The organism is Bordetella sp. N (assembly GCF_001433395.1).
Taxonomy (GTDB): domain Bacteria; phylum Pseudomonadota; class Gammaproteobacteria; order Burkholderiales; family Burkholderiaceae_B; genus Bordetella_C.
Genome location: NZ_CP013111.1, coordinates 5,365,116 through 5,383,942, shown reverse-complemented (window position 1 = coordinate 5,383,942; position 18,827 = coordinate 5,365,116). Strand labels below are relative to the sequence as shown.

The window sequence follows — 18,827 nt, the reverse complement described above, 5'->3', positions numbered from 1 at the left end:
GGCACAGCGGAGCCGGCTTTGCCGGTCCGCCAGTGCCGCCCCCTGGGGGGCCCGCGCAAGCGGGTACGGGGGGGCCTCAACTAGGCAGATTGAAGCCGATCGCGGTATTGCCCTCATCGCTGAAAGCAAACACCCTGCCCCCGTGCATGCTGGCCACGGCCTTGACGATGGCCAGACCCAGCCCATGGCCATGGGCGGCGCCGTGGTCATTGCGCGCGGCGTCGACCCGATAGAAGCGGTCGAACAGCCGCGGCAGATGTGCCGCGTCGATGGGATCGCCAGGATTCGACACGCTGACGCTGACACCCCCCGCCCGGCGCTCCAGCCGCACCACGATGTGCGTGCCGCCCCTTGTATGCTGGATGGCGTTCTGCAGCAGATTCGTGACCGCGCGCCGGAACAGGGCCCGGTCCATGGGCGCCACGGCATCCGTGTCGCCTTCGACCAGCACCGTCAAACCCAGGTCGTCCAGGACGAACTCGAAGAACTCGATGGTCTTGCCCACCTCGTCGGCCACCACGGTGCTTACCAGACCGGTGGCCGCTTCCCCGCGGTCCGCGCGCGCCAGGAACAGCATGTCGTTGACGATGGCGCGCAGGCGGTCCAGCTCTTCCAGGTTCGATTGCAGCGTTTCCTCCAGCTCTTCCACGCCGCGCGGCCGCGCCAGCGCCACCTGGGTCTGGCCGATCAGGTTGGTCAGCGGCGTGCGCAGTTCATGTGCGACATCCGCATTGAAGGCCTCCAGCTGCATATAAGCGGCTTGCAGACGGTCCAGCGCCCCGTTGAAGGTGTGCGCCAGGTCTTCCAGTTCCACCGGCAGGCTGGCCGCCTGCAAGCGCTGGGCAGGATGCGCGGGACTGATCTTCTGCGCCTCGCTGGATAAACGCTTGAGTGGACGCAGGCCCACCGACGCCATCCACTGGCCCAGCAGCATGATGACCAGCACGGCCACCAGCAACAAGCCCGCCAGCGCGATGACGAAGGTGTGCAGCGTGTGCAGATACGGTTCCGTGGCGATGCCGACGACGAACTTGACCTGGGGCCGCTGTTCCAGCGCATCGACCGTGCGCGTGAACGTGCGCATGGGCCGGTCGCGTCCGGGCAGGATGATCTCGTCGTAGCCGTCGTCGAGGTCGGCGATGCGTGCCAGTTCGGCCGCGCTCTTGCCATAGCTGAAATGCGGATCGGGGCTGACCACCCAGAAGCGCAGGCTGCCGTCGGCCGGCGTCAACGTATCCATCTTGGCCATGCCGCGCGCCCAGCGTTCCTGGTTGCCCATGCGCGTCAGCGAAAACATCATCTCGCCGGACGTGGTGCTCAGCACGTCCATCTGCTGGCGCACCAGTTCGCGATGCAGCACGGCGTAGAGCGCGGCGCCGATCAAGGTGAACGCGACCACCGCGACCAGGGCGAACATGGCCGCCAGGCGGGTGGTCAGAGCACGCTTCACGCTGCGTCGCCCTCGCGCTGTTCCAGCACGTAGCCCATGCCGCGGATGGTGTGCAGCAGGCGCGTGGCGAAAGGCCCGTCGATCTTGGCGCGCAGGCGTTTGATGGCGACTTCCACCACGTTGACGTTGCTGTCGAAATTCATGTCCCACACCAGCTCGGCGATGGCGGTCTTGGACAGGATCTCGCCCTTGCGCCGCGCCAGCACCGCCAACAGCGCGAATTCCTTGGCGGTGAGGTCGATGCGCGCGCCGCCGCGCTGCGCCTTGCGGCTGGCCAGATCGATCTGCAGGTCGCCGATGCGCAACTGCATCGGCTCCTGCGCGCGGCCTCGGCGGGTCAAGGCCTGCAGGCGCGCCAGCAACTCCAGAAAGGAAAACGGCTTGACCAGGTAATCGTCGGCGCCATCCTGCAGGCCCTTGATGCGGTCGTCCAGCCCGTCGCGCGCCGTCAGCATGATCACCGGCGTCTGCCGCGTCTTGCGCAAGGCCCGCAGCACTTCGAAGCCGTCCATGCCGGGCAGCATGGCATCCAGCACGATGACGTCGTAGTCCAGCTCCGTGGCCAGGTGGCGGCCGTCGATGCCGTTATTGGCCACGTCGACCGCGCAGCCCTGCTCGGTCAGGCCCTTGTGCAGATAGTCGGCGGTCTTGGCTTCGTCTTCGACGATCAGGATTTTCATGATGGCTTGCTCCGGGGACTCACTTTACCCGTTATTCGCGGCCCCGGGCCGGGCGCCGCGCATTCCGGTTTCAATCCCGCGCGGTGGCCGGGCTGGGCAAGGCCTGGTCTTCCGGCCCCTGCCCCGCCTGCCGCCGCGCGGCCCGTGCTTTCTTGCGATTCATGTACCAATAATGGGCGCGATCCAGATACAGGTAGACCACCGGCGTGGAAAACAGCGTCAACAGCTGCGATACCAGCAGGCCGCCCACCATGGCGTAGCCCAGGGGCCGGCGCAGCTCCGCGCCCTGGCCGTGGCTGAGCATCAGCGGCAGGCCGCCCAGCAGCGCGCACATCGTGGTCATGATGATGGGCCGGAAGCGCAGCACGCACGCCTCGTAGATGGCATCGATGGGCGCCATGCCGCGCTCGCGTTCAGCGTGCAGGGCAAAGTCGATCATCATGATGCCGTTCTTCTTGACGATGCCGATCAGCAGGATGATGCCGATCAGCGCGATCACCGACAGGTCATATCCGCCTGCCCGCAGAATCAGCAAGGCGCCCAGGCCCGCCGAAGGCAAGGTCGACAGGATGGTGATGGGATGGATATAGCTTTCGTACAGCAAGCCCAACACGATGTACACGGCAATCAGCGCGGCCGCGATCAGGTAGGGTTGTGAACGCAGCGAATCGCCGAACGCGCGCGCCGCGCCCTGGAAGGACCCGATCACCGTCCCCGGCACGCCCATTTCCGCCTTGGCCTGGTCGATGGCCTGCGTGGCCTGTCCCAGCGACGCGCCGGGCGCCAGGTTGAAGGACAAGGTGACCGCGGGAAACTGGCCCTGGTGGTTGATGGCAAGGTAGCCCGTCTTTTCCGTATCCACGCGCACGAAGGTCGACAGCGGCACCTGCTGATTGGTCAGCGGCGACGTCAGGTACAGCTTGCTGAAGATGTCCGGATCCTTCTGCAAGGCCGGCGTCACTTCCAGCACCACGTGATAGCTGTTGAGCTGGGTGAAATACTGCGCGACCTGGCGTTGCCCGATGGCGTCGTAGATCGTCGCGTCGATCAGCGCCGGCGTGAAGCCGAAGCTGCTGGCGCGGTCCCGGTCGATCGCCAAGGTGGCGGTGGGCGCGGAATTCTGCTGGTCCGACGCGACGTCCGCCAACTGCGGCAATTCGCCCAGGCGCGTCGCCAGCTTGGGCGCCCACTCGTTGAGTTCGTCCAGGTTGGAATCAGTCAGGGTGTATTGGTATTGCGTGCGCGAGAGCCGGCCGCCGACGTTGATGTCCTGGCCCGCCTGCATGTACAGAGTCGCGCCTTCCACGTGCGCCAGCTTGGGGCGCAGGCGGCGGATCACGTCGTCGGCGCTGGCCGTGCGGCCGTCTTCCTTGGAGCGCAGGTTGATATAGAAGTTGCCGGTGTTGTACTGCGACTGGTTGCCGTTCATGCCGAAAGCGACGACGTCCGGATCCTGGCGCACCACATCGGCCAGCGCCATCATGCGCGCATTCATTGCCGTGAACGACGAATCCTGCGCCGACTGCGCGAAACCGAAGATGTAGCCGGTGTCCTGCTGCGGAAAGAAGCCTTTGGGGATGGTGACGAACATCAGCCCGGTCACCGCCAGGGTCGCGAAGAAGGTCATCAAGGTGATGAACTGATGGCGCAGCACGATCTTCAAGCCACGCTTGTAGCCGTTGAGCATGGCATCGAAGCCCGCTTCGAACAGACGCCCCAGCCGGCCTTGCTCATGGCCATGGCTGTGGTTCTTAAGATAGCGTGAGCACAGCATGGGGGTCAGGGTCAGCGAGATCACCACCGATACCACGATGGTCAGGGTCACCGTCACGGCGAACTCGCGGAACAGGCGGCCCACGATGCCGCCCATCAACAGCAGCGGAATGAACACGGCGATCAGCGACACCGAAATCGACATGATGGTGAAGCCGATTTCCCCCGCGCCCTGATACGCCGCCTGCAAGGGCGGCATGCCGTCCTCGATATGGCGATAGATGTTCTCCAGCATCACGATGGCGTCATCGACCACGAAACCCACCGCGATGGTCAGCGCCATCAAGGACAGGTTGTCCAGGCTGTAGCCAAGCACGTACATGACGCCGGCCGTGCCCAGAATGGCCAGCGGCACCGTGATGCAGGGAATGACCGTGGCCGCCACGTTGCGCAGGAACATGAAGATGACCACCACCACCAGGGCGATGGTCAGCAGCAGCGTGAATTCGACGTCCTTGACGGACGCGCGGATGTTCTGCGTCCGATCGATCACCGTGTTCACCGACACCGACGGCGGAATGGCGGCGCGCAGGCGGGGCAGCGCGGCCTGGATCGCGTCCACGGTTTCAAGCACGTTGGCGCCCGGCTGCTTGCTTATCTGCAGCACGATGGAGCGCCCGTTGGTGATGCCTTCGCCCGGTGGCGCCGCGGCGCCGGCATAGGCCCAGGCCGCCAGCTTGTTGTTCTCCGGACCGTCCACCGCCACGCCGACGTCGCGCACGCGGATGGGCGCGCCGTTACGGTAGGCCAGCACCATATCGTTCCACTGCGACGCCTTGGTCAGCTGATCGTTGGTGTAGGTGGTGAAGCTTTGTGAAGGCCCGTCGACCGTGCCCTTGGGCTGGTTGACGGTGGTATTGGCGATGACGCCGCGCAGGTCTTCCAGGCTGAGGTTGAGCGACTTCAAGCGGTCGGGATCGACCTGTATGCGCACGGCCGGCTTCTGCTGCCCGGCGATGTTGACCAGCCCCACGCCGGAGATCTGCGAGATCTGCTGCGCCAGGATGTTGTCGGCGTAATCGTTGACCTCGGTCAGGGGCAGCGTGTCGGACTGCACCGCCAGCAGCAGGATCGGCGCGTCGGCCGGATTCACCTTGCGGAAAGTGGGTGCCTGCGGCAGGTTGGAGGGCAGCTGGCCGGACGACGCGTTGATGGCCGCCTGGACGTCCACGGCGGCCGATTCGATGCTGCGGTTCAGGTCGAATTGCAGGGTGATCTGGGTCTGGCTCTGGGCGCTCGTCGAAGTCATCTGCGACAGCCCGGCGATCAGCGAGAACTGCCGTTCCAGCGGTTGCGCCACGTTGGACGCCATGGTCTCCGGGCTGCCGCCCGGCAGGTTGACCGTGACTTGTATCGTGGGAAAGTCCACCTGCGGCAGCGGGGCCACGGGCAACAAGGGCCACGCGGCCACCCCCACCAACAGGATGGCAAGCGCCAACAGCGACGTACCGATCGGGCGCTTGATGAATGCCGCGGAAATACTCATGCACCCACTCCATCGTCAACCTGGTTCATGGCCAGATCGGTGGCCTCGCCGCGGCGCGCCGCCGGCGCGCTGGCCGGCTTGCTTTCCACGGTGCGCGCACCAGGCTTGAGCTTGTACTGGCCGTCGACCACCACGCGCTGGCCGGCGGCCAGGCCCTTGTCGATGACGGCCACGCCGTCCTGGATCAGGGCCACATGCACTGGCTGCATGCGCGCCACGGTGTGTTCGTCGATGACGTAGACATAGGTGCCGCTCTGGCCACGCTGCACGGCCGGCGCGGGGACCGTCAGCGCGCCGGTATGCGTACCCAGACGCAGGCGCGCATTGACGTACTGGCCCGGCCACAGCATGTGCTGCGGATTGGGGAAGGACGCCTTCAACTGCACGGTGCCGCTGGTGGTATCGATCTGGTTGTTGACCAGCACCAGCTTGCCCTTGCCCAGCACCTGGTCGCTGTCGCGCCGGATGGCGGTCACCGGCAGGCCCTGTTGGTCACGCCCCGCGGCCTGGTTGATGTCCGGCACATGCGCTTCCGGCAAGGTGAACACCACGCTGATCGGATCGATCTGGTTGATCACCACCAGTCCGGTCGTGTCGGTCGCATGCACGATATTGCCTTGGTCGACCAGCCTTGCGCCCACGCGGCCGCTGATCGGTGCGTTGATGGTGGTGAAGCCCAGTTGCACCTTGGCGTAGGCGATCTGGGCGGCGTCGGTCTTCACCGCCGCGTCCAGCTGCGCCACCAAAGCACGCTGCGTATCCAGCGTCTGCTGCGTGGTGGCGTCTTCCTTGCTCAGACGCGTATAGCGTTGCAGGTCCAGGTTGGCATTGGCCAGCTGGGCCTGGTCCTTCGCCTGTTGCGCCTGCGCTTGCGCCAACTGCGCCTGCAGGGTGCGCGGATCGATCTGCGCCAGCAGCTGGCCTGCCGTCACGTCCTGGCCTTCGGTGAAGGCGACCTTGTCGAGCTGGCCGTCCACCCGTGGCTTGATGGTGACCGACTGGTTGGGTGTCACCGTGCCGACGCCGGTCAGGTAGATGGGCACGTCGCTGCGCTTGACCGCCGTGGAAGTCACCACCACGGGCGGCGCCTGCACGGCCGGCGTGTCGGCGGAGGCATCGTGCCCGATCCCCCAGAATGCGATGCCCAAACCCGCCAGGGCTCCAAGGCCGGTCGCCACGCCGATGCGGCGCCGCGAAATGGAACGTTGAATGAGCGAATGCGGAATAGAAGATTTGGCCATGTCGATGCCTCTTCAGTCGGGTTGGGTTTGCCCGGCCGGCGCGGCCGTGGCGGAAACGACGGGGGTGGGATGCGGGGCCGCGGCGGCTGTCGCTGAGGCAGGGTTCGCCTGCAACTGCGCGGAAGTCCAGCCGCCGCCGGTGGCCTTGATCAAGGCCACGCTGGCAAGCAGTTGGCGGCCCAGCAACTGGACCGCGCTACGTTCATTGGATAGCGTCAGGTACTGCGCGGTGACCACGTTCAGATACGTGACGGTGCCGGCGCGATATTGCGTCAACGCCAGTTGCTCGGCCAGGCGCGAGGCCCGCACCGCCTGGTCCTGGGCCACGCTTTCGTCGGCCAGTATGCGCAGGGTCGACAGGTTGTCCTCGACTTCCTGGAAGCCGCCCAGCACGGTCTGCTTGTACTGCGCCACCGTGGCGTCATAGGCGGCCACCGCCTGCGCGTCACGCGCCGCGCGCAAACCGCCGTCGAACAGGGTTTCCGCCAAGGCGGCGCCCAGCGACCAGATCCGGCCCGGGGTGTTGAACCATGGCCCGAAGCCGCCGCCTTCAAAGCCCCCGCTGGCGCTCAACACCAGCGACGGAAAATAGGCCGCCCGGGCCACGCCGATATTGGCGTTGGCAGCCGCCGCCTGGCGTTCCGCCGTGGCGATATCCGGCCGTCGTTCCAGCAATTCGGAGGGCAAGCCAACGGGAATTTGCGGCACCGCGGGATGCCAGTCCGGATTGTCGGGCAGGGTGAAGTCCGCCGGCGCGCGGCCGGTCAGGATGGCGATGGCATGCAGCAATTGGCGCCGCTGCTGTTCCAGGTCGATGGACTCCGCCTTCGCGGTATTCAATTGGGCCTCGGCCAGGGCCACGTCCGAACGCAGCGCCACGCCGGCGTCGTGCTGGCTGCGGGTCAGCTTGAGCGCGCGCTCATAGGCTTCGAGGGTGCGCGCATAGAGCACCTGTTCCCGTTCGAGCACACGCACTTGCAGGTAGTCCTGCGCCACCGCCGCCTGGATGCTCAGGCGCGCGGCGGCCAATTGCGCCGCGCTGGCCTGCGCCGTCGCTTCACCGGCCTCGACCGAACGGCGCACGGCACCCCACAGGTCCGGCTCCCAGCTGGCGTCCAGGCCGATGGAGTGCGAATTGCTCAGCTTGTTGACGCCGTTGGAAATGTTGCGGCCGCGGCCGACGCCGGCACTGATGCCCGCCGTCGGCCAGAAGGCCGACCGGGCGGCATCGGCGGCGGCGCTGGCTTGCCGATATTGGGCGGCGGCCAGGGCGATGTTCTGGTTGGCGTCGTTGGCCTGGGCCACCAGGCCGTCCATGACCGGATCGCCATAGGCCAGCCACCAGCGGCCGTCCGGGTCGATGTGGCCGGGGGCCGCCTGCTTCCACGGACCGGGCTCGGCGTAGGCGGACGGCACCGGCAGGGTCGGCCGCACGTAGTCCGGGCCGGCGGCGCAGCCGGACAGGGCCAGGACGAAAGCCAGGGTGGCGGCCAGGGCGGCAGCCAGTCGCAGGGGCCGGTAAACCGGCTGGTGGAACGGCGATGTACTCATGACGCAGCGCGGTATCCAGGATGGTGAATCCGGAATGTAGGAGCCGCGCGCGGACACCACGCTGTCGGAAAACTGACAGAAATGTCAGTTGCAAATGTCAGTTTGAATGCACACCGGCGCTAGGGGGTTCCCGGCGCCATGGAGGGGGGGCGGACCGCCATGGGGACAAGGTCGGCCGCCATGCCGGCGACCGCGCAATCAGGCCGGCTGCAGCGCCCCCTGGCGCTGGCGCGCGGTCTGCCTCAAGGCGTCGACGAACAGCCGCGCGGACCGCGACAGCGGCGCATTGTTGGGCAGCACCAGCTGCGCGCGCACTTCGGTGCGCGGCGCATAAGGCAGCGTGACGACGCCATGGTCGCGCTGGCTCCACAGATGGAAGGGATCGATGATGGCCACGCCGGCGCCGGACCGCGCCAGCGAGCAGGCCACCGACGTCAGCGTCACCTCCAGGGCGATACGCCGCGGCACGCCGGCGCGCTGAAAGCTTTCCTCCACCAGGGCGCCCAGCGGCAGGCTCTTGCCGAAGGAAATCAGCGGATAGGGCGCCAGGTCCTTGGGCGTGACGATGTCGAGCCGCGCCAGCGGGCAGTCCGGATGCATGACACATACCAGCTCGGTCGTGCAAAGGTCGACCAGGCGCCCGTCGACGCCACGGCCGTCGCGGTGATTCAAAGGCGACAACGCCAGGCCGAAGTCGACGCGCTCCTGCACGACGTTCTCGAACACGCCGACATTGTCCAGCGTGAACACCCCGACGTGGATGTTGGGCCAGTCTTTCTGGAAGCACGCGATGGTCGGCGAGATAAGGTTGTCGGCCAGGGTCGGCACCGACGCCACCTGCACGGTACCCACGGTCATGTCGCGCATGTCATCCATCAAACGGTTGACCCGCTCGATGCCGTCGAAGATGCGATTCAGCTCCGCCAGGATCACCTGCGTTTCACGCGTGGCCTGCAGGCGGCCGTGCTTGCGCACGAAAAACGGAAAGCCGGCATGCGTGGCGCAATCGCGCAGCATCAGGCTGATGGCGGGCTGGGAAATGCCCAACGCCGCGGCGGCCTCGGTGACCGACCCGTGCAGGCTGACGGCCCGGATGACCTCCAGCTGGCGTACGGTAAGCGCCATAGTCTCGCTCCTTGTCCATGCATTTCTTGTGCGCCGCACCCAGGGTGCGCGCCGCTGATGCTTCTTGTGTTTTATGTCTGGCAGCGTGGTGTACGCATATAAGAACACCTTATGTGGAAATTAGGTGTACTCAATTGATTTTATTTTGCCGGCTCCCTATTCTCGTTGGACGCTTGCGGGGCAGGCCCGGATAACAGGGGCGCGCCGACAGGCTTGCATGGCTCGCATATCCGGGCAGCACGACAGCATGGCGCGACACAGCGCCGCGCGCGCTGCCTCACAAGAAACGCCAGGAGGAGACGTCATGGCGCAGCTTGAACGGTGTGGCGGATGAAGATCGTATCCGTCACTTCTGAAGTCGTGTCCCTGCCCTTCGACATGGGCGGGCCCTATCAGCGCTTTGCCGGTGCCTTGTGGGACAAGCTGGATATCCTGCTGGTGCGGGTCGAGACCGAAGACGGCCTGGTCGGCTGGGGCGAAGCCTTCGGGCACGCTGCCATCCCGGCCACGCGCGCGGCGCTCGATACCATCGTCGCGCCGCTGGCCATCGGCCGCGACGCGGGCGACATCGCCGGCCTGACCCGCCAGGTCCTGCACGCCACCCATCTGCTGGGGCGCAACGGCTGCTATGTCTATGCGTGGTCCGGCATCGAGATCGCGCTGTGGGACTTGCTGGGCAAGCGTGCCGGCATGCCCGTGCATCGCCTGCTGGGCGCGGCGCCTTGCACCGAACTGCCGGCTTACGCCAGCCTGCTCAATTACACCAACTGCGATCTGGTGGCGCGCAATACCGCCGCCGCGGTGGAGCGCGGCTACCGCCACATCAAGCTGCATGAAGTGACGCACGAAGCCGTGCGCGCTTCTCTCGCCGCCGCCGGCAGCGCTGCCGTGATGCTGGATACCAATTGCGCCTGGGACGTGCCCACGGCCTTGCGCATGGCGGACGCGATGCGGGATGACGGCCTCTACTGGCTGGAAGAGCCGGTCTGGCCACCGGAAGACGCCGCCGGCCTGGCCCGCGTGCGCGCCCGCGGCATCCCCATCGCCGCGGGTGAAAACGTCGCCGGACCCCTGGGCTTCAAGGCGCTGCTCGACGCCGGCGCGCTGGACATCGCGCAACCCAGCGTGACGAAGCTGGGCGGCATCGGCGAAGCCATGAAGGTCGCCACCTTATGCCAGGCCTATGGCGTCCAGACGGTACCGCATTGCCCTTACTTCGGCCCGGGCTTCATCGCCACCTTGCACATCGCCGCCGCGCTGCCTCAACGGCCGCTCATCGAGGTCTTGTGGCTGGACATGGAAGCCAATCCCTTCGACCCCTTTGTCCGTACGCAGGATGGCAAGGTGGCAGTGCCGCAAGGCCCCGGCCTTGGCTGCGATCCGGATCCCGCCATACTGGCGCGTTATCGCGTCGGCCAACCCAACGTCACGCGCGGAGCCCGCCCATGAAAGTCACCGAAGTCCGCACGCGGGTCGTACGCCTGCCCTTCGAACGTCCCATCGGCAGCGCGCTCGGCAAGCTCGACAGCTGCGGCTGCGTGCTGGTGTATGTCCATACCGACACGGGCATCGTCGGCGAGAACCTGGTGTTCGCCTTGAACGACCGGCGCACGCGTGTGCTGCGCCAGATGGTGGACGAACTGGCCGATCTGCTGATCGGCCAGGACGCCGGCCACATCGCCGGCTTCTGGGCCCGCGCGTGGAAGGACATCAATTTCTTCGGCCACAAGGGCGTCACCGTGATGGGTATTTCGGCCCTGGACGGCGCGCTGTGGGACATCGCGGGCAAGGCCGCGAACCTGCCGCTGTATCGCCTGCTGGGCGGCGCGCGCGACAAGGTGCCGACGTATCACAGCGGCGGCCTTTGGCTGGACCGCGATATCGATGCCTTGACGCGTGAAGCGCAGGACATGGTGGCGCAAGGCTTCCGCGCGGTGAAGATGCGCCTGGGCATGGCGGATCCGCGCCAGGATGCCGAGCGGGTGCGCGCGGTGCGCGCCGCCATCGGCCCGGACATCAAGTTGATGGCGGACGCCAACCAGGGCCTGAACGAGGCGCAGGCGATACGGCTGGGCCGTCTGCTCGAAGAACATGACCTGACGTGGTTCGAGGAACCGCTGCCCGCGTGGGACCTGGAAGGACTGGCGCGCGTGGCGGCGGCCCTGGACACGCCCATCGCCAGCGGCGAAACCGAATACACCCGCTACGGCTTCCGCAGCATGCTGACCCTGCGCAGCGCCGACGTGTTGATGCCGGACCTGCAAAGAGTCGGCGGCGTCAGCGAATTCATGCGCGTGGGGCATATGGCGGAAAGCCACGACATTCCCGTGTCCAGCCATCTGTTTCCCGAAACCAGCCTGCAAGTGCTGGGCGCGCTGTCGAACGCGATCTTCCTGGAATACATGCCCTGGTTTTCCACCCTGTACCGCGAGCCGCTGGAATTTGCCGACGGCATGGCGGTGGTGCCGGAACGACCCGGCTGGGGCCACACCTTCGACGAGCAACGCATCACCGCGCTGGAGCAGGCGACACGCTGAGCTACGCCTGCGCTTGCCCATACGCCGACCCACAGGCGGCCGGACAAGCACCCGATCGACAGTCCTATAAGAAGCAAACAAAGCCATCATCAAGGAGACCCACCATGAGCCTGACCCGCCGCCACTTCGTCTTCGGTTCCAGCGCCATCGCCGGCGCCGCCATCATTGGCGCGCCGCGCTATGCGCGCGCCGCCGCCGAACCCCTGCGCATCGGCTGGCTGGCGGCGCTGACGGGTCCCAGCTCCGCGCCCGGCATCGGCTTCGACCGCGGCGTCAAATTCGCCGCCGAGTCCTTGAACGCGGCGGGTGGAGTCAAGGGCCGCAAGATCGAGATCGTCACGCGCGATACCCAGGGTGATCCGACCAAGGCGGTCAACGCCACCCAGGAGATGATCAACTCGCAGAAGGTGCATGCGATCTGGGGGCCGACCAATTCCGGCGAATCGTTGGCGGTGACGCCCATCATGGCGCGCGCGGGTGTTCCCAACATCCATCCCTGCGTGATCGACACGCTGATCGATACCAAGAAATTCCCCAACGCCTTCCGCATCGCGCCGTCCAACGGACAGTGGGACGACGCCGTGCGGGCGTATTGCCTGAAAGTGCTGAAGGTGAAGAAGATCGCCATCATCGGCGACACCACCGGCTATGGCGTCACGGCGGTCAAGGCCTGCGTGGCCAACTTCAAGCGTGACGGCGCCGACGTGGTCTACAGCAACAACATCGACGCCACCCAGACCGACATGACGCCGGACATGACGCGGGCGCGCAGTGCGGGCGCCGAGGTCATCGTCATCTGGAGCGTCTCCACGGGCATGGAAGCACGCCTGTTCAACACGCGCGCCGAGATGAACTGGGACGTCAATTTCGCCGGCCACCCGTCGATGGCGTCCGGTGAAATCCGCGGCCTGCTGGCCAAGCCGCAGAACTGGGACAAGGTCTACGCGGTGGGCTATCGCAGCTGCAGCTACGGGGCCGACGGCAAGCTGCCGGAACGCTCGCAGGAGTTCGTCGACAAGGTGCAGGGCAAGGTCAAGCTGGACGACACCTTGTTCTGGTGGGTGACGGCCGGCTACGACGCCATCAGCCTGGTGGCCAAGGCCGTGCAGGAGGGCGCCAGCTCGTCCAAGGACATCATCGCCTACTGGAACACGCTGCATCCCTACCAGGGCTATTTCGGCAACTACACGTACACGGCCGAAGAGCACAACGGCTACCCCACCGCCGACGTCGTGATGTCGGCGGCCAACTCGGCCAAGCACGGCACCTTCCTGCTGGCGCCCGGCTACGTCTGATCGGAGGCCTCGATGCTAGGTTCCATCATCGCTTCGGGGCTGGCGATGGGCGCGGTGTACGCGCTCATCGGCATCACCTACAACACCATGTTCGCCACGTCTCGCGTGATGAGCTTCACCGCCGGCCAGCTGGGCATGCTGGGCGGCGTGCTGGGTTCGTTGTTCATGCTCAAGCTGGGCCTGCCAGCGTGGCTGGCCTTCATCGCCACCTTGCTGGGCTGCGGCGTGGTGGGGCTCGTGACCGAACTCATCGCCGTGCGGCCCGTGCTCAAGAGCCTGGACCAGCATCTGTATGTGCTGTCGACCCTGGCACTGGCCTTGATGATCCAGCAGGTCACCGCCATCGAATGGGGCACTGAACCGCAACCGTTCCCGCGTCTGTTCAATCTCGGCAGCGGCCTGGCGGATGAGAAGTTCTGGCTGCCGGTGGTCGCTTGCGCGGTGGTGGTGCTGGGGCTGGAATACCTGTATCGGCGCACCCTGGTGGGCATGGCGTTCCTGGCGGTGGCGGAAGACAACTTCGCGGCACGCGCGCTGGGCTTGCCGGAACGGCGCCTGCGCGTGTGGAGCTATGTGCTGGCCGCGGCGATCGGCGGCATCGCGGGCTTTGCCAGCGGGCAGCTGATGTTGGCGTTCTTCGCCAACGGCACGCTGCTCAATTTCTATGGCTTCGTGCCGGTCGCGCTGGGCGGCCTGGGCAATAACCGCGGCGCGCTGATCGGTGGCCTGGCGCTGGGTCTGTTCCAGCAGGCGGCGAACTTCACGGTGGGCGGCGTGTTCTCGTCGATCGCCGTCTTCGTGCTGTTCATCATCGTGCTGCTGGCCGTGCCGCAAGGCCTGTTCGGCAGCGCCACCGCGCGGAGGGTGTGATGAGCGTCGACAGCGAACTGCGGACACGCCGCCCCATCGCCATGGCCGCGTCCAGCGGCGCCGGCACGCCGGGCGCCCATGCCGCGCGCCTGCGGGGCGATGACTGGCGCAAGCTGTGGCCGTTCCTGGCCATCTTCGTGCTGGCGGCGCTGCTGCCGCTGGCGGGCAACAATTACTGGACGGTCATCGCCACGCGCGCGGCGATCTATTGGGTGCTGGTGTCGGGCCTGAATCTGGTGGTCGGTTATGCCGGGCAGCTGGCGATCGGCTACGTGGCCCTGCTGACCCTGGGCGCCTACATCACCAGCGTGCTGGCGGCCGGCAATGTGCTGCCCGCCATGCCGCCGATTCTCGCGCTGGCCTGCGCGGGGGTCGGCGGCGGCGTGTTCGGCCTGGTCGTCGGCCTGCCCGCGCTGCGCTTGCGCACGTTTTATTTCGCCATGGCCACCCTGGGCTTCGCCACCATCGTGACGCAAATTGCCTTGGCGTGGCAGGACGTCACCGGCGGCGGCATCGGCTTGTCCGGACCCGCCATGCCCGCGCCGTTCGACAGCGAAATGGGCCTGTTCTACCTGTGCCTGGGACTGGCGGTGGTGTGTACGTTGTTGACCGCCAATATCGCGCGCAGCCGCTACGGCCGGGGCCTGATCGCCATCCGCGATGCCGAGGTCGCGGCCGAGGCCAGCGGCGTGTCCAAGGTGCGTTTGCTGTCCCTGATCTTCATCTTCGCCGGCGTGCTGGCCGCCGTGGCGGGCGGCCTGTTCGCCTCGCTGCAGACCTACATCACACCGGATGCCTTCACCTTCGAACTTTCGGTCCTGTTCTTCATCTCCATCCTGATCGGTGGCCGCGGTTCCATCCTGGGGCCGCTGCTGGGCACCATCATCCTGACCGTGCTGCCGGAGCTGGCGGCGCCGCTGGCCGCGTGGTCGAACTTTCTGTATGCGCTGATGCTGCTGGTCATCGTGCTGGTGGCGCCGGGCGGCATCGCCGCGCTGCTGGATTTCCGCAGCCGGCGGCCCCTGCCCGCCAACCGTCGCATCGTCCCGGACGCGGCGCCGTTGCAGCATCTGCTGGCACCTGCTGCCCAGGCGCACGGCAAGCCGGCAGCGCACGCGGGCCTGGAACTGCGCGATATCGTGCTGAGCTTCGGCGGCGTGCGCGCCATCGACGGGCTGACGCTGGCGATCACGCCGGGGCAAGTGCACGGCCTGATCGGTCCCAACGGCAGCGGCAAGACCACCACCTTGAACGTGATCTCCGGCTATTACCGGCCGCAGGCGGGCACCCTGCGCCTGGCAGGAGCCCCCTTGCCCGCGGGCCAGCCTTTGCTGCGCGCACCGCATGGCATCGCCCGCACGTATCAGACGCCACGCATCATCGGAGAAGCCTCGGTGCTGGACAACGTCATGATCGGCGGCACGCTGCAAGCCCAGGCCTCCTTCGTCGAAACCCTGTTGCGCCTGCCCCGCCACAACCGTGACGAGTCGCTGCTGCGCGAGGCCGCGCAGGACGCCTTGCAGGCCGTGGGCCTGGCCGCGCTGGCCGACGTGCGCGCCGACCGCCTGCAGCACAGCGAACTGCGCTTTCTGGAAATCGCCCGCGCGCTGGTGCTGCGGCCCGCTTTCCTGCTGCTGGACGAACCCGCGGCCGGCCTGGCCGCCGAGGAGATCCGTCAGCTTGGCGACCTGATCCGGCACATCGGCCGGCAAGGCACCGGCGTGCTGCTGGTGGAACATCATGCCGACCTGATCTTCGACATCTGCGATCAGGTCACGGTCTTGAACCTGGGCCGCGTGCTGGCCGACGGCACGCCGGCACAGGTGCGCGAACACAAGGAGGTGGTCAGTGCTTACCTTGGTGGCTGATAACGCGACAGACCAGGCAGGGGCCGGCGTGGCCGGCACGACCGCCGCGACGCCCGCCCGCGCGCCCTTGCTGGAGGTACGAGGACTCGATGCGGGCTACGGCAAGATCGGCATCCTGCACGGCATAGACCTGGACGTACGGGAGGGTGAGATCGTCGCCATGCTGGGTCCCAATGGCGCGGGCAAGAGCACGTTGATGCGGGCGATTTCAGGTCTGCTGCCCTTGACCGCCGGCAGCGTCACCTTTGCCGGCGCGGATCTCAGCCGCACCACGCCACGCGCCGCGGCGCGTGCAGGCCTGGTGCACGTGATCGAAGGCCATCGCGTCTTCACCCAGCAGAGCGTGATCGACAACCTGATGCTGGCGGGCTACGATGCCCCGCGGGCGGAACGTCGCGCGCGGATCGAGGAAGCCCTGACCTTCTTCCCCGAAATCGCCGCCAAGCGCCATGAGCGCGCCGGCGCCTTGAGCGGTGGCCAACAGCAGATGCTGGTGGTCGCGCAAGGCCTGGTAAAACGGCCCCGCCTGCTGATCCTCGACGAACCGTCCGCCGGTCTGTCGCCGGTGCTGGTCGACCGGGTGCTGGCTGTCGCCGGACAGCTGCGCGCGCAGGGCACGGCCATCGTGTTGGTGGAACAACTGGTGGAAAAGGCGTTGGCCCTGGCCGATCGCGTATATGCCCTGGCGCAAGGCCGCATCGCCATGCAGGCCGGCGCCCGCGAGGCTGACCTGCCGGCACGACTGGAGCGGGCCTATTTTGGAGAACACGGCCGTGTGGCAAACCAGTGAGCGTTATCCCGATCCCCGCATCGAAATCCTCGATCCCCGTTTTTCCCGCTACGTGCATTTCAACGCCGCCGTGGAAAAACTGGGTGAAGGCATGCGCTGGGCCGAGGGCCCCGTATGGTTTGGCGACGGCCGCTATCTGCTGGTCAGCGACATCCCCAACGACCGCATCATGCGTTGGGACGAAGCCACCGGCCAGTTCAGCGTGTTCCGCCAGTCCTCGCGCAACGCCAACGGCAATACGCGCGACCTGCAAGGCCGCCTGATCACTTGCGAGCACGAAGGCCGCCGCGTCACCCGCACCGAATATGACGGCAGCATCACCGTATTGGCGGACAACTACAACGGCACGCGTTTGAATTCACCCAATGACGTGGTGGTGAAATCCGACGGTTCGATCTGGTTCACCGACCCGCCTTTCGGGCTGGGCGGCTGGTACGAAGGCAAGCGCGCGCAGCAGGAGCTGCCGGCCTGCGTGTATCGCCTCGACCCCGCCAGCGGCACGTTGACCGTGGTCGACGAAACCGCGCATGGCCCCAACGGCCTGTGTTTCTCGCCCGACGAGAAGCAGCTCTACCTGGTGCAGTCGCGTGCTCAACCCAATCGGCTGATCACGGTGCATGAGGTCAGCGCTGACGGCCGCGGCCTGGGCCTGGGCCGCACCTTCATCGACTGCGGCCCCGGCACGTCGGATGGTATCCGCTGCGATACTGACGGCAACCTGTGGTGCGGCTGGGGCATGGGGTCGGAAGAACTGGACGGTGTGGCCATCTTCGCGCCGGATGGCACGCGCATCGGCCACATCCATCTGCCTGAACGCTGCGCCAATCTCTGCTTCGGCGGGCTCGACCGCAATCGCCTGTTCATGGCGGCGGGCAAGTCCCTGTATGCCTTGTATGTGAACACGCAGGGCGCGCTGCCACCGGTGCGCTAGGCCGCGCCCGGCAAGCGGCTGAGCCGCCGGACCGCTGGAGCGGCGGGCGGCCGGGTCGTCGGCCGCTGTGTCGTGATGGCGTTATGGCTGCTGCCGCGTGGCGTTCGGCGCATGCGGGGCGCAGGCCGCGGCACCGCCGGCGGTATTGCGCACCCAGATCAGTTCACCCGCGATGGCCACGGCGATCTCGGCCGGCGTGCGGCTGGCGATACGCAAACCCACCGGCCCGTGCAGACGGTCGATTTCTTCCTCGCTCAGATCGAACATGCGTAAACGTTCGCGGCGCCTGGCCTGGCTGGGCCCGGAGCCCAGCGCGCCCACGTAGAACGCGGGCGATTTCAAGGCTTCCAGCAGCACCATGTCGTCCAGCTTGGGGTCATGGGTCAGGGCGACGATGGCGGTACGTCCATCGGTGCCGATGTCGCCCACGGCGTCATCGGGCATGGAGGTCAGCAGGGTCACGCCGGGCATGTCCCAGCCGGCGTGGAATTCCTCGCGCGGATCGCACACCAGCACATGGAAATCCAGGCTGACCGCGATATTGGCCAGGGCGCGGCCGGTCTGGTTGGCGCCGATGATCAGCAGGCGCCAACGCGGGCCATAGACGGCGCGCAGCGTACGACCGTCGAAATCCGGCCCGTCCAGCGGACCGGCGGGCGCCAGGCTACAGGCGCCGGTCTGCAGATCGACGGTGCGCAGGGTCAGAGCGTGGCTGGCGATGTTCGCCAGCACCGGGTCCAGCCACGTGGTGTCGCGCACGGGCTCGACCACCAGGCGCAGGGTGCCGCCGCAAGGCAGGCCGAAGCGGGCCGCTTCGTCGGACGTGATGCCGTAAGTGATGCGCTCCGGCCGGTCCGGCAAGGCTGACTGGCGGGCTCGCTCCATCAGGTCATCTTCGACACAGCCGCCGGATACCGAACCGATCAGCCTGCCGTCAGCACGCAGCGCCGCCATGGCGCCGGCCTGGCGGGGGGCCGAGCCCCAGGTCTGCGCCACGGTGAGTAAATGCACGGAATGGCCGGCGGCGACCCAATCGCGCGCCTGACGCAAGACCTCGGTATCCAGGGAATCCATGATGATGTGTCTTTCCTTGCCCTTGTGAGTCTGGTCGACGCCGGCGCCACAAACCACACGTGGCCCGGCCATGGCGTGGGGCCCAGGCATCCGGCGTGCCCGGCCGTGCAGGCACTTTACCGGAGCCGGCGCGGACCGTCGATGGCGGCGGATCGG

Annotated in this window: 14 protein-coding genes; 7 read left to right on the top strand and 7 right to left on the bottom strand. The window is 66.9% G+C overall.

Annotation, left to right across the window (positions count from 1 at the left end; genetic code table 11):
• Positions 1 to 76: 76 nt before the first annotated feature.
• The 6 genes from ASB57_RS23205 to ASB57_RS23180 all read right to left on the bottom strand — a co-directional run bounded on the left by ASB57_RS23205 (position 77) and on the right by ASB57_RS23180 (position 9,306).
• On the bottom strand, positions 77 to 1,450 hold the full coding sequence (locus ASB57_RS23205; RefSeq protein ID WP_057654336.1) for a heavy metal sensor histidine kinase: 1,374 nt from the start codon (positions 1,448 to 1,450) through the stop codon (positions 77 to 79).
• Positions 1,447 to 2,130: a heavy metal response regulator transcription factor gene (locus tag ASB57_RS23200; protein ID WP_057654335.1), complete on the bottom strand. Its 684-nt coding sequence runs from the start codon at positions 2,128 to 2,130 to the stop codon at positions 1,447 to 1,449. The genes ASB57_RS23205 and ASB57_RS23200 overlap by 4 nt, the downstream gene beginning before the upstream one ends.
• Before the next feature lie 70 nt (positions 2,131 to 2,200).
• Positions 2,201 to 5,389: an efflux RND transporter permease subunit gene (locus tag ASB57_RS23195; RefSeq protein ID WP_057654334.1), complete on the bottom strand. Its 3,189-nt coding sequence runs from the start codon at positions 5,387 to 5,389 to the stop codon at positions 2,201 to 2,203.
• A complete protein-coding gene (locus ASB57_RS23190; protein ID WP_156414250.1) occupies positions 5,386 to 6,630 on the bottom strand; it encodes an efflux RND transporter periplasmic adaptor subunit in 1,245 nt (414 codons plus the stop codon). Before ASB57_RS23190 ends, ASB57_RS23195 begins: the two co-directional genes overlap by 4 nt.
• A gap of 12 nt (positions 6,631 to 6,642) precedes the next feature.
• The gene (locus ASB57_RS23185; protein ID WP_082621783.1) at positions 6,643 to 8,181 is read right to left on the bottom strand and encodes an efflux transporter outer membrane subunit; all 1,539 of its coding nucleotides are present in this window, start codon (positions 8,179 to 8,181) and stop codon (positions 6,643 to 6,645) included.
• 198 nt (positions 8,182 to 8,379) lie between these two features.
• Entirely contained in the window at positions 8,380 to 9,306 is a 927-nt protein-coding gene (locus tag ASB57_RS23180; RefSeq protein WP_057654333.1) for a LysR family transcriptional regulator, read from the bottom strand.
• 330 nt (positions 9,307 to 9,636) lie between these two features.
• Between ASB57_RS23180 and ASB57_RS23175 the strand changes: the two genes are divergently transcribed.
• The 7 genes from ASB57_RS23175 (at position 9,637) to ASB57_RS23145 (ending at position 17,597) form a co-directional block, all read left to right on the top strand.
• Positions 9,637 to 10,755 carry a mandelate racemase/muconate lactonizing enzyme family protein gene (locus ASB57_RS23175; protein ID WP_057654332.1) on the top strand — a complete coding sequence of 373 codons (1,119 nt, stop codon included), beginning with the start codon at positions 9,637 to 9,639 and terminating at the stop codon, positions 10,753 to 10,755.
• Positions 10,752 to 11,843, top strand: coding sequence for a mandelate racemase/muconate lactonizing enzyme family protein (locus tag ASB57_RS23170; protein WP_057654331.1), 1,092 nt, complete (start codon positions 10,752 to 10,754; stop codon positions 11,841 to 11,843). The genes ASB57_RS23175 and ASB57_RS23170 overlap by 4 nt, the downstream gene beginning before the upstream one ends.
• 104 nt (positions 11,844 to 11,947) lie before the next feature.
• The gene (locus ASB57_RS23165; RefSeq protein ID WP_057654330.1) at positions 11,948 to 13,138 is read left to right on the top strand and encodes an ABC transporter substrate-binding protein; all 1,191 of its coding nucleotides are present in this window, start codon (positions 11,948 to 11,950) and stop codon (positions 13,136 to 13,138) included.
• Between the two features lie 12 nt (positions 13,139 to 13,150).
• Entirely contained in the window at positions 13,151 to 14,008 is an 858-nt protein-coding gene (locus ASB57_RS23160; RefSeq protein ID WP_057654329.1) for a branched-chain amino acid ABC transporter permease, read from the top strand.
• A complete protein-coding gene (locus ASB57_RS23155) occupies positions 14,008 to 15,876 on the top strand; it encodes an ATP-binding cassette domain-containing protein (RefSeq protein ID WP_197424803.1) in 1,869 nt (622 codons plus the stop codon). The genes ASB57_RS23160 and ASB57_RS23155 overlap by 1 nt, the downstream gene beginning before the upstream one ends.
• Positions 15,857 to 16,666, top strand: coding sequence for an ABC transporter ATP-binding protein (locus ASB57_RS23150; protein ID WP_057654328.1), 810 nt, complete (start codon positions 15,857 to 15,859; stop codon positions 16,664 to 16,666). The genes ASB57_RS23155 and ASB57_RS23150 overlap by 20 nt, the downstream gene beginning before the upstream one ends.
• Positions 16,650 to 17,597: an SMP-30/gluconolactonase/LRE family protein gene (locus ASB57_RS23145; RefSeq protein WP_057654327.1), complete on the top strand. Its 948-nt coding sequence runs from the start codon at positions 16,650 to 16,652 to the stop codon at positions 17,595 to 17,597. The genes ASB57_RS23150 and ASB57_RS23145 overlap by 17 nt, the downstream gene beginning before the upstream one ends.
• 81 nt (positions 17,598 to 17,678) lie before the next feature.
• On the opposite strand, the gene ASB57_RS23140 is transcribed toward ASB57_RS23145, so the two are convergent.
• Positions 17,679 to 18,671, bottom strand: coding sequence for an XdhC family protein (locus ASB57_RS23140; protein ID WP_057654326.1), 993 nt, complete (start codon positions 18,669 to 18,671; stop codon positions 17,679 to 17,681).
• Positions 18,672 to 18,827 lie beyond the last annotated feature (156 nt).